We start from the raw sequence: 11,520 nt of genomic DNA, 5'->3' as shown, positions 1-11,520 counted from the left end.
TATTCACGCGCCTAGTACTGGAGATGTGGTTAAAATATCCGCATTGACAAGAAGGGATTACCTTACTGCAAGAAGGTTTAAATAAAATTATAATTACGAAATTTTCTGAAAAGTGGCTATAATATATTGTATATTGTAGCCGCTTTTCATAATATAATTGCAACTTATTTTCATTATTTACTCCTCCTTTTTTATAAACTACCGAGCTTATTGCCCACGGCATAACCTGCTATACCTAATATTAATGAGAATGTAATATATATAAAAGCATTCAGTTTTTCTTTTTCCTCAAATAGATTAAATCCTTCATACATAAAGGTTGAAAAAGTTGTGTATGCACCTAAAAAACCATCTCCAAGGAGCAGCATTATATTACTACCTACGCCAATTGTACTTACAATGCCAAGAAAGACTGCACCTGTGATATTTATTATAAAAGTTCCTATTGGGAAAGCAGTATTCGACTTTTCACTTATGAATTTACCAAGGATATATCGAACCAAACTTCCGGCTGCTCCACCAACTCCGATTAACAGATATGTCATATATTTAGCCTCCTATGCATCTTCTTGTTCTACACTATCTGTGCCCTTATGTTTATTTTTAAAATTCAAAACGAACTCTCTTGCTAGCACCACTCCTAAATAAGCTGCGGCAAGTCCCAAAATTGTTGAAAGTGCTATATAAGATATAGCAGAATAAGAGTTTCCTTGATTTATAAGATTTACAGTTTCTTTGCAAAGAGTAGAGAAAGTTGTGTAGGCTCCCAGAAAACCAGTAGCAATTCCAAGTCTTATATCGGAATCAAGCTCAAAAATCTCAAAGGAAATGGTTAGTATAAGTGCTAAGATCAAACTGCCAGAAACATTAATTAAAATTGTATTTATTGGAATAATACCTTTATAATGATAAAGGTGTATATTTTTTATTATATATCTAAGGATTGCTCCAAGCATTCCACCTATAGCTATAAATGTATATTTTCTCATATATCCGATCACTTCCTCTAACAATCTATTTTTAGGTTCACATAATAATTCATAAAACAGGTCTTATTACAGGTTTAGAGCACAAAATAAGTAGTTATTGTTTAATTACCTAAAAAGTGTCAATAATTATAAATGATTTATAAATCTTTGTAAATCAAATAATTATAACAAAGACAATAAAACATATCAATTTTAATTCCAAATTAAGTTGATTATATATAATTAATTATATATAATAGAGTGTACGAGAAAAAACAAATAGTGGTATAATAATATTATACATTATATAAGGAGGAAGATAAATGAATATAGATGTTAACACACCTATCGATGAGCTGTTGATGACTTGGTCCACGTTTTCACAAAAGCTTTTCTACACTATGCTAACTTCAAAAGAAGAACTTGATGAATTTAATAAAGTAAAATTAGTTCTAAAAACAAAAGGAATTACAAAGTTAGAAATACATAATGTTTATGAAAAAGAATATATTTTACACTATACTAAGCAAGGTGGCCTATTTAAGAAGACAATTGTTTTAGCTGATTTAGCTAACTTAGGATAATACTAAAATGTATAAATAGCTTCAAAAAACTAACTAGCGCTTGCTAGTTTTTTCTTTTTGGGTTTCAAAAGTAAAATGGAATTAGTACAGATACTGAAATATAAAAATACCCATGTACAATAGAGAAGTTAAGGGATTAAGCATGCTAAAAGAAATTAGTGAGAACATCTTTTAGATGAAATATTTACGATCTAAAGTAATATTTTAAGGTTGAGGAATTATTTCTCAACCTTTTTTGAATTATAATTGAATATAATCAATTATAATATGGTATAATTAAATTTGATTAGTAAAAAGGAAGTATTGATTAATGTATTTATTAGGGAAATATTATACTCTTATTTAGAATAAGAATATATATTTTCTAAACATAGTATTATTTAAGTTGATAATTAAAATATTATAAAATATAAAGTTGAACAAGAAAGTGATGTTTATCTAACAAGCAACACTTTGAAATATAAATTTATAAAAATACTAGAAAGGAGAAGAAAAGAAAATTAATAAAGTTAATGAAGATGATAAAAATAAATTAAAGCAAGAATAGCAAATGTAGGAGAGATAGATTAGCCAGATTTGGATATCGGCAATACCAACATTTCTCTCTTAAAAAGAAAAATGAGTTACGAAGATTATTGTAATAAAAATATAAAAGAAAAGGTAGGTGAAAATCCTGATTTATGGTTAGTTAATAGGAAGAAAATGCTTGGAATAGTAAGTTGATAAGTTGATATAGCGTTAATATACAGAACTGATATAATAACATAATAGTTACAAAAACAGAACTGTTACTTACAAAAACAGAACTAACCTAAGTAGTTGAATCATATGATACTGCCATTTTGTTTAGTCGACAGAACGAAAATATTGGATGGATAGATTGCCTAATATTTAGGAATCGGGAAAATATTGAATAATAATTATAAAAGTAAAAGTAAAGGTAAAAACAAAATCAGAATTGTTCCACTAGGTGGACTGGGAGAAATCGGAAAAAATATTACGGCAATAGAATATAAGGAAGAAATTATTGTTATAGATTGTGGAATCTCTTTTCCAGAAGCGGATATGTATGGAGTGGATTTAGTAATTCCTGATGTAACTTATCTTATAGAGAATAGAGATAGAGTAAAAGGGATTTTTCTAACCCACGGTCATGAAGATCATATTGGAGCATTACCATATGTTCTAAAACAAATTAATATTCCAGTATATGGAACATGTCTGACATTAGGACTTGTAGAAAATAAGTTGCAAGAACATGGTATATTGGCAGATTGCACCCTAAATATAGTGAAACCTGGTGATATTGTAAAATTAGATAAAATCAGTGTAGAGTTTATAAGAGTTAGTCATAGCATAGCAGATGCCTGTGCAATTGCTATACATACGCCTATTGGGAGAGTTATACACACAGGAGACTTTAAGATAGATTATACTCCAATTGATGGAGAAGTTATAGATTTAGAGCGATTTGCAAGATTAGGTGGTCAAGGAGTATTATTACTAATGGCTGATAGCACTAACGTAGAACGAACTGGATTTACTATATCTGAGAAAGTAATTGGGGAAACTTTAAATAAAATATTCCAAGGTGCGGACGGTAGAATAATAGTAGCTTCATTTGCATCAAATATTCATAGAATACAACAAATTGCAAATGCATCCGTTTCCAATGGAAGAAAAATAGCATTTAGTGGAAGAAGTATGGAAAGAATATCTCAAGTGGCTATTGAACTAGGATATTTGCATATACCACCGGAAGCAATAATTACCGTGGCAGAACTCCATAATTACCCTGATGATAAGGTAACAATAGTAACCACTGGCAGTCAAGGTGAACCGCTTGCGGCTTTAACAAGAATGGCATCAGCTACTCATAGGAGTATTCAAATACAAAAGGGTGATATGGTTATATTATCTGCATCTCCCATTCCTGGAAACGAAAAGCTTATATACAAAGTTATAAATGAGTTATTTAAAAAGGGAGCTAATGTAATATACAATACTACCGAAGAAATTCACGTTTCTGGGCATGCGTGTCAAGAGGAATTAAAATTAATACATACCTTAGTTCGTCCTAAATATTTTATGCCAGTGCATGGTGAATTTAGACATCTGAAACAACATGCGCTACTTGCAGAAAAAATAGGAATGGATCCAGCGAATATTTTTATTGGAGAAACCGGACAGATATTAGAAGTATCTCCAAGCGAATGTAGATTAGCTGGAAGAGTGCAAACAGGAGCTATAATGGTTGATGGACTTGGAGTAGGAGACGTTGGTAATATCGTACTTCGCGACAGAAAGCACTTAGCAGAAGAGGGTATCCTTACTGTGGTAGTTACTATAGAACGTGAAACTTATAGTATAGTAGCAGGACCGGATATAATAACAAGAGGGTTTGTATATATGAAAGAATCCAATGAACTTATTAATGAGGCCAGGGACATTGTGAGAAAAGAGTTAGAGCAGTGTTTAGATAATAAGATTAAAGAATGGGCTGTAATAAAAACCTGTATAAGAAATGCCTTAGCTCAGTTTTTATATGTAAAAACTAAGAGAAGACCAATAATTATACCAATAATAATGGAAATATAAAAAAAAACATGTATTACGGAAATGCAGTTGAGGTAGAAGTTACAATTGCAGTAATACATGTTTTTCTTTTTTTATAATAATATAAAAGCTAACAGTATTGACAAGTTGCCAATATATGAGTATATTGTAAGAGTAAATGCAAATGAGTTGCAACAACTGTTGAGGAGTGAAGAAATATTGAAAAAAATTATTAGTGTAATACTATCAGCATGTATTATAAGTACATTAGCTGGATGTTCAAATTCTACAAAAGAAGGAGCGCAAAACAATAAACAAAGTGACGAGTCAAAGCTGCAAGTGGTGGTGTCTTTTAATCCACTAAAGGAATTTGCGCAGGCGGTTGGGAAAGATAAAATTGAAGTGAAAACAGTTATACCGGAGGGTGTTGAACCACATGACTTTGAACCTAAAATAAAGGATATGGAAAACATAAGTAAAGCTAATTTGTTTGTTTATTCTGGATTTGGTATGGAATCCTGGGTAGATAAAACTTTAAGTGCTATAGATAACAAGAACTTAATTGTAGTTGATACCTCTAAAGGTGTAAATCCAATAAAAAACCAAGGTGGAAAAATTCAAGAATTTGGACAATATGATCCACATATATGGCTTAGTTTAAAGGAAGCAAAAATTCAAACTAAAAACATAAAAGATGCATTGGTTAAGGCTGATGGAAAAAATAAGGATTTTTATGAGAAAAATTTTCAAGAATTCGCAAATCAACTTGATAAACTTTTTAGTGAATATAAAGAAAAATTCAAAGGGGTAACAAATAAAAATTTTGTTACAGGTCATGCTGCTTTTGGGTATTTGTGTAGAGATTTTGGATTAATACAAAATAGTGTAGAAGATGTGTTTGCAGAAGGCGACCCTACACCACAAAAATTAAAAGAATTAGTAGAGTTATCTAAGAAAAATAAAATAAAAATTATTTTCATGGAAGAACTTGCAAGTCCAAGAGTATCTGAAACTCTTGCAAATGAGGTAGGTGCTGACGTTAAAAAAATATATACAATAGAAAGCAGTGAAGGAAATAAGAATTATATTCAGAGCATGGAAGAAAATTTAGCCAATATTTATAATAGTTTAAAATGAAAATTAACTCATACCTTAATTAGGTATGGGTTAATTTTATTAATATTCGTATTTAAAATAAGACATTTCATAATAAAAATATTGTAAAAACGTGTAAAAATATGTATAATAGACTTAGTGCAGGTTAAATATATTTGCAAAGGAGGACAATTATGGATGTATTTTTAGCCAGACAACCAATCCTTAATAAGTTTAATAAATTGTATGGATACGAGTTATTATTTAGAGATAGTGAAAAAAACAGTTATCAAGGTAAAGATGGCGATAAAGCAACCATTGAAGTTATAAAAAACAGTTTTATAAATATAGGTATTGAGAAGGTAACAGGAGGTAAAAAAGCTTTTATTAACTTCACTGAAAATATATTGAAATCTGACATTTTTACAGTTCTATCGCCAAAATCAGTGGTAGTTGAAATATTAGAGGGAATAGAACCTACTGAGGAAATATTGGAGTTATGTAAAAAGCTAAAAGGACGAGGGTATCTTATAGCCTTGGATGATTTCGTTTATTCTGATAAATATAGAAAACTTATAGAGATAGCAGATATTATTAAAGTAGATTTCCAGATAACTAAGGGAATTGAAAGAAGAAAAGTAATTGAAATGGTTAACTCTAAAAACATAAAGTTTATTGCGGAAAAAGTTGAAACTATAGAAGAATTTAATGAAGCGGTTTTATATGGATATTCATACTTCCAAGGTTACTATTTTAGTAGACCATTAATAGTTACTGGTAAAAGAATATCAGAAAACAATATTATTTATATGAAATTATTGCAGGAGATTAATAGCGGTACTTTTAATATAGGCATTATAGAGGATTTAATAAAAAGAGATGTGTCATTATCTTTCAAGCTTTTAAAACTTATAAATTCAGCGAATTATGTTTTTAGAAGTGAAATAAAATCAATTAACCAAGCACTCTCTTTGCTTGGTGAAAAAGAAATAAAAATGTGGTTATATTTAATGGTTTTTAAAACTTTAGGTGAAGATAAACCGGAAATTATAATAATTGAGTCGTTGACAAGGGCAAAATTTGCTGAGTTAATTGCTGAGAAGGTTAAAATAGGATTTAACTCATTTAACGCTTATTTGATTGGCATGTTATCTATGGTAGACTTACTTATGGATATACCACTAGATCAAATACTACAGGAATTATTACTGCCTATTGAAGTAAAAGATGCACTAAACGGAATTAATAATAATAAATATAGAAAGTTACTTGATTTAATCATAAAATATGAAAAAGGAGAATGGGATGAGGTAACAAGAATTTCAAAACAACTTAAATTAGATGAAAAGTGTTTGCCAAGCGAATATTGTGAGGCAATTCTTTATGCAAATGAACAAATGCCAATTTAGAAAACCTTAAAAAGCAATATAAACCATAAAAAAGCAATATAAACCTTTTTAAGGGTTATATTACTTTTTTATGTTAATGATATTTCAGAAGGAAAGTTTACGATTGTTATACTTCTCCAAATTTACTTTCTACAGCACTCACTAATGCGGCCATAGCTTCTTTTTCATCTATACCTTCTGTTATAATTTTAATTTCTTCACCTTTAGTTAAACCTAAGCTCATTATGTTTATTATAGATTTTGCGTTTGCAACTTCCTTACCATGTACAATTGTAATATTAGATTTGAATTTACTTGCAGTTTTTACAAAAGTAGAAGCGGGTCTTGCATGTAACCCTTGTTCGTTTAGTATTTTAACGATTAGTTCCATTAATATAACCTCCTATAATTTAGCTATTTAGCATTTAAGTCATATGGATATAAATTTGTAGTATTTAATAAGTATAACATATCTATCAATTCTTTTTTTATAATTTTAATTTAACTCATTTAGATATCCTCTTATTAAAAATTATCTTTCTAGTGCTATCTTCAGACAGAATGTAAGAGCATGTAAGTTTAGTAATTGTAAATCAACCCAAATGGATTTATTTTAAGCTTAGATGGCAAGAATAACTATTGAGTTAAAAAATATAATAATCATAACTATAAGATAGAATATACATTTAATACCACATTACGTATAAAAATCCTAGAAAAAAATCCGTTTTTGTGATATATTTATTAGAATATAGATAAAACTTACGAGTGAGCGAGCTTATAAGTATGCTAACCTTATAAGTAAGGGAAATTATAGGCAAGGAATCTTATAAGTAAACTACCTAACTTGTAAGGGAGATTAAAAGGAAGGTGACAAATATGGAAAATAAAACTACTTCATCAAACTTTATAAGAAACATTGTTATAGAAGATTTAGAAACAGGAAAACATAAAAAAATAGTTACTCGTTTTCCACCAGAGCCGAATGGATATTTGCACATTGGGCATGCAAAATCAATTATCTTAAATTTTGAATTAGCAGATGAATTTAAAGGTAATACAAACTTGCGTTTTGATGATACTAACCCAGCAAAAGAAGATACAGAGTACGTTAACTCCATAGAAGAAGATGTAAAATGGCTTGGGTTCCAGTGGGATGATCTATATTTTGCATCAAATTATTTTGATGAAATGTATGAGCGCGCTGTATTATTAATAAAAAAAGGTAAAGCTTATGTATGTGATTTAACAGCTGAAGAGATGAAAGAATACAGAGGTACCCTAAGGGAGCCAGGGAAAGAAAGCCCCCACAAAAACAGAACTGTGGAAGAAAATCTAGACCTATTTGACCGTATGAGAAAAGGTGAATTCGTTGATGGAAAAAAGGTTTTAAGAGCTAATATCGATATGAGCTCTCCTAACATAAACATGAGAGATCCAATAATTTATCGTATATCGCATGCAGTGCATCATAATACAGGAGATAAATGGTGTATTTACCCTATGTATGATTATGCTCATCCAATAGAAGATGCAATTGAAGGTATTACACATTCAATTTGTACCTTAGAATTTGAAGATCATAGGCCTCTATATGATTGGGTTGTAAACAATTGTGAAATGGAGAATAAACCAAGGCAGATTGAATTCGCAAGATTAAATATAACGAATACCGTAATGAGCAAAAGAAATCTTAAGCAATTAGTAGATGAGGGCATTGTAGATGCTTGGGATGATCCTCGTATGCCAACTGTAGCGGGACTAAGGCGCCGTGGCTATACGCCTGAGGCTATACGTAATTTTTGTAGAGAAATTGGAATCGCAAAATCTAACAGCACTGTAGATGGTCAAATGCTAGAGCACTTCATAAGAGAAGATTTAAGTCCTAAAACGCCTAGAACCATGGCAGTTTTAAAACCATTAAAAGTAGTTATTACAAATTACCCAGAATCTCAAGTGGAAATGCTTGAAATTGAGAATAATCAAGATGACCCATCAATGGGAACTCGCCAAGTCTCATTCTCAAGAGAAATATATATAGAACAAGAAGATTTCATGGAAAATCCACCAAAGAAATACTTTAGACTGTTCATAGGTAACGAGGTAAGACTAAAGGGTGCATATTTTATAAAATGTAATGAAATGATTAAAGACTCTGACGGAAACGTATGTGAGTTACATTGTACTTATGATCATGACACTAAGAGTGGTAGTGGATTTACAGGAAGAAAAGTTAAGGGAACAATTCACTGGGTAGATGCAATAAATGCAGTGAGTGCAGAATTCAGATTATATGAACCTTTGATTTTAGATGAAGCACAAGAAGAAGGGAAAACTTTTTTAAATCAAATAAACCCAAATTCAATTGAGATTTTGCAAGGGTTTGTAGAACCAAATATGAAGGGTTCAAAAGCACAAGATAAATTCCAATTCTTCAGACATGGGTATTTTAATGTAGATTCTAAATACAGCACTGAAGATAAAATGGTATTTAACAGAATAGTATCTTTAAAAAGTTCCTTTAAAATTAATAAATAAAGTTTAATAATATTTAAAAGCCAGTACAAGATTTATCATGTACTGGCTTTTATTATTATAATATTCTAGTTTCTATTTCTTCTTTAATTCTTGTTATAAAGGAATCTAAAGCAATTGCACCTTCATCACCATTTTTGCGACTTCTAACAGAAACTTCATTTAATTCTTCTTCTTTTTCACCAACTATTAGTAGGAAAGGGGCTCTTTCATTACGAGCTTCACGAATCTTATATCCAATCTTTTCTGCTCTGTAGTCTGCCTCGACTCTAATGTTTGAGTTCTTTAATTTAGATACTACCTTTTGAGCATAATCATGATACTTTTCAGAAATAGGTAATACCTTAACTTGTAATGGTGCAAGCCAAGTTGGGAAAGCGCCAGCATACTTTTCTATTAGTATTGCAAGAGTTCTCTCGTAGCAACCAATTGAAGTTCTATGGATAACATATGGACGTTTTTTAGCTCCATCTTTATCAACATAAGTCATGTCGAATCTTTCAGGTAGTGCGAAGTCAATTTGAACAGTAATTATAGTATCTTCTTTACCATGAACATTTTTGATTTGAAGATCAAGCTTAGGTCCGTAGAAAGCAGCTTCATCAATAGCTGTTACATAGTTTATTCCTAAGTGGTCTAATATTTCCTTCATCTTGGATTCAGTATCTTCCCAAGCAGCAGGGTTATCAATATACTTTTCTTTATTGTTCCGATCCCCTTTAGAGAATCTGTATGTGATATCATTTTCAAGTCCTAATGTTTCCATGAAATATTTAGTTAAAGCTACAACACCTTTAAATTCTTCTTCTAATTGATCTGGTCTAACAACTAAATGACCTTCAGAAATAGTGAATTGTCGTACCCTTATTAGGCCATGCATTTCTCCTGAAGACTCATTCCTAAATAATGTTGAAGTTTCAGCGTATCTAATTGGAAGGTCACGATAACTCTTTTGATCTGTATTATAAATTGTAAATTGGAATGGGCACGTCATTGGGCGAAGTGCCATAACTTCCGCGTCTTTAGATTCATCACCAAGGACAAACATTCCTTCTTTATAATGGTCCCAGTGGCCAGACATCTTATATAAATCGCTCTTAGCCATAAGAGGAGTCTTAGTTATAACGTAGCCTCTTCTTTCTTCCTCATCTTCAACAAAACGTTGTAATAACTGAATTACTCTTGCGCCATTAGGCATAAGTAGAGGTAACCCTTGACCTATAACATCTGACGTAGTAAAGAATTTTAGTTCGCGCCCAAGCTTGTTATGGTCCCTTTTTTTTGCATCTTCAACTTTTTCTATATGGGCATCTAAATCAGATTTTTTTGTAAATGCAGTTCCATATATACGGGTAAGCATTTTGTTTTTCTCATTGCCTCTCCAATAAGCTCCTGCAACTTGAGTTAGTTTAAAAGCTTTTATATATTTTGTAGACATCAAATGTGGTCCGGCACAAAGATCGGTAAATTCACCATGTTTGTAGAATGATAAACTTGCATCCAATGGCAGGTCTTCAATTAGTTGAACCTTGAAATTTTCATCTATTCCTTCCATAAAAGCCATAGCTTCAGCCCTTGGAAGTTCAAATCTTTCTATTGGTAAATCTTCTTTAACTATTTTTTTCATTTCTGCTTCGATTTGTATAATTTCATCAGCAGAGAAAGAACCCTGTTTATCAAAATCGTAGTAGAAACCTCCATCTATAGCAGGTCCGATGGCAAGTTTAGAACTAGGAAATAATCTTTTTACCGCTTGGGCCAAAATATGGCAAGCAGTATGTCTAAAGGCTTTTTGTCCTTCCGCGCTATCAAAAGTTAATATACTAAGCTCAGAATCTTCAGTAATTTTGTAACGTAAATCTACAGTTTTTCCATTAAGCATACCAGCACAAGCTACCCTTGCAAGGCCCTCGCTAATATCTCTCGCAACTTCAAATACAGTTATTTCAGATTCGTAAGATTTTATTGAACCATCTTTTAATTTAATATTTATCATATATATTACTCCCTCCTAAGATTGAATTATTAAAGACAACAAGGGCATAAATATTATGCACAAGTTTTAAAACTACAATTTTTAGAAAATAAAAAAAACCCCATCCCAATTCTAACTAAAGAAAAGGGACGAGATTATAATTTCCCGCGGTTCCACCCAAATTGTTTATAAAATAAACCACTTAATAATTATAACGGAATTACCGGACTTTATTAAAGTCGCTCAGAGGTAGTCTTCAGCTATTTTCATTTAAGAATACTTCCAGCTAAGGTATTCTCTCTCTGCAAATGTGCCATTGCTTACTCTTCTCTTCGTAGTATTAGATTATTAAATTTATATATTTTAGTATATCACTTTTAGTAAAAATGTCAAGAATATAAATGAAACTAGTATTATAT

9 protein-coding genes and 1 other annotated feature are annotated in these 11,520 nt (G+C 30.9%); of the genes, 5 read left to right on the top strand and 4 right to left on the bottom strand.

What is annotated here, in order from left to right; translation table 11 throughout:
- Positions 1-191: 191 nt before the first annotated feature.
- Together crcB (JJE11_RS06980) and crcB (JJE11_RS06975) are read right to left on the bottom strand one after the other, a co-directional pair.
- On the bottom strand, positions 192-545 hold the full coding sequence (gene crcB / locus JJE11_RS06980) for a fluoride efflux transporter CrcB (RefSeq protein ID WP_291633968.1): 354 nt from the start codon (positions 543-545) through the stop codon (positions 192-194).
- 12 nt (positions 546-557) lie between these two features.
- On the bottom strand, positions 558-989 hold the full coding sequence (crcB, locus tag JJE11_RS06975) for a fluoride efflux transporter CrcB (protein WP_291633966.1): 432 nt from the start codon (positions 987-989) through the stop codon (positions 558-560).
- Positions 990-1,291: 302 nt separating this feature from the next.
- Here crcB (JJE11_RS06975) and JJE11_RS06970 point away from each other — a divergent pair, with 302 nt between their 5' ends.
- The 4 genes from JJE11_RS06970 (at position 1,292) to JJE11_RS06955 (ending at position 6,612) form a co-directional block, all read left to right on the top strand.
- On the top strand, positions 1,292-1,552 hold the full coding sequence (locus JJE11_RS06970) for a hypothetical protein (protein ID WP_291633964.1): 261 nt from the start codon (positions 1,292-1,294) through the stop codon (positions 1,550-1,552).
- Between the two features lie 909 nt (positions 1,553-2,461).
- Entirely contained in the window at positions 2,462-4,150 is a 1,689-nt protein-coding gene (locus tag JJE11_RS06965; RefSeq protein WP_291633962.1) for a ribonuclease J, read from the top strand.
- A 174-nt stretch (positions 4,151-4,324) separates the two neighbouring features.
- Positions 4,325-5,245, top strand: a complete 921-nt coding sequence (locus JJE11_RS06960; protein WP_291633970.1) for a metal ABC transporter substrate-binding protein — start codon at positions 4,325-4,327, stop codon at positions 5,243-5,245.
- A 152-nt stretch (positions 5,246-5,397) separates the two neighbouring features.
- Positions 5,398-6,612 (top strand): EAL and HDOD domain-containing protein, encoded by a 1,215-nt coding sequence (locus JJE11_RS06955; protein ID WP_291633960.1) that lies wholly within the window; start codon positions 5,398-5,400, stop codon positions 6,610-6,612.
- 106 nt (positions 6,613-6,718) lie between these two features.
- On the opposite strand, the gene JJE11_RS06950 is transcribed toward JJE11_RS06955, so the two are convergent.
- Positions 6,719-6,982, bottom strand: a complete 264-nt coding sequence (locus tag JJE11_RS06950) for an HPr family phosphocarrier protein (protein WP_291633958.1) — start codon at positions 6,980-6,982, stop codon at positions 6,719-6,721.
- A 488-nt stretch (positions 6,983-7,470) separates the two neighbouring features.
- Here JJE11_RS06950 and JJE11_RS06945 point away from each other — a divergent pair, with 488 nt between their 5' ends.
- A complete protein-coding gene (locus tag JJE11_RS06945) occupies positions 7,471-9,129 on the top strand; it encodes a glutamine--tRNA ligase/YqeY domain fusion protein (RefSeq protein ID WP_291633956.1) in 1,659 nt (552 codons plus the stop codon).
- Positions 9,130-9,184: 55 nt separating this feature from the next.
- Here JJE11_RS06945 and thrS read toward each other — a convergent pair whose 3' ends face one another.
- A complete protein-coding gene (gene thrS / locus JJE11_RS06940; RefSeq protein ID WP_291633954.1) occupies positions 9,185-11,122 on the bottom strand; it encodes a threonine--tRNA ligase in 1,938 nt (645 codons plus the stop codon).
- Between the two features lie 121 nt (positions 11,123-11,243).
- Positions 11,244-11,446 (bottom strand) — a binding site (T-box leader).
- Positions 11,447-11,520 lie beyond the last annotated feature (74 nt).

The sequence above is a fragment of the Clostridium sp. genome (assembly GCF_016650095.1).
In the GTDB taxonomy this organism is placed as follows: Bacteria; Bacillota; Clostridia; order Clostridiales; family Clostridiaceae; genus Clostridium_AD.
Note: the sequence above shows the minus strand (reverse complement) of the source record. Positions and strands in the feature narration are given on the sequence as shown.

What these genes read in the sequence shown, in the direction of transcription:
- crcB (WP_291633968.1), bottom strand. Translation starts at nt 545, where the DNA reads ATGACATATCTGTTAATCGGAGTTGGTGGAGCAGCCGGAAGTTTGGTT.
- crcB (WP_291633966.1), bottom strand. Translation starts at nt 989, where the DNA reads ATGAGAAAATATACATTTATAGCTATAGGTGGAATGCTTGGAGCAATC.
- JJE11_RS06970 (WP_291633964.1), top strand. Translation starts at nt 1,292, where the DNA reads ATGAATATAGATGTTAACACACCTATCGATGAGCTGTTGATGACTTGG.
- JJE11_RS06955 (WP_291633960.1), top strand. Translation starts at nt 5,398, where the DNA reads ATGGATGTATTTTTAGCCAGACAACCAATCCTTAATAAGTTTAATAAA.
- JJE11_RS06950 (WP_291633958.1), bottom strand. Translation starts at nt 6,982, where the DNA reads ATGGAACTAATCGTTAAAATACTAAACGAACAAGGGTTACATGCAAGA.
- JJE11_RS06945 (WP_291633956.1), top strand. Translation starts at nt 7,471, where the DNA reads ATGGAAAATAAAACTACTTCATCAAACTTTATAAGAAACATTGTTATA.
- thrS (WP_291633954.1), bottom strand. Translation starts at nt 11,122, where the DNA reads ATGATAAATATTAAATTAAAAGATGGTTCAATAAAATCTTACGAATCT.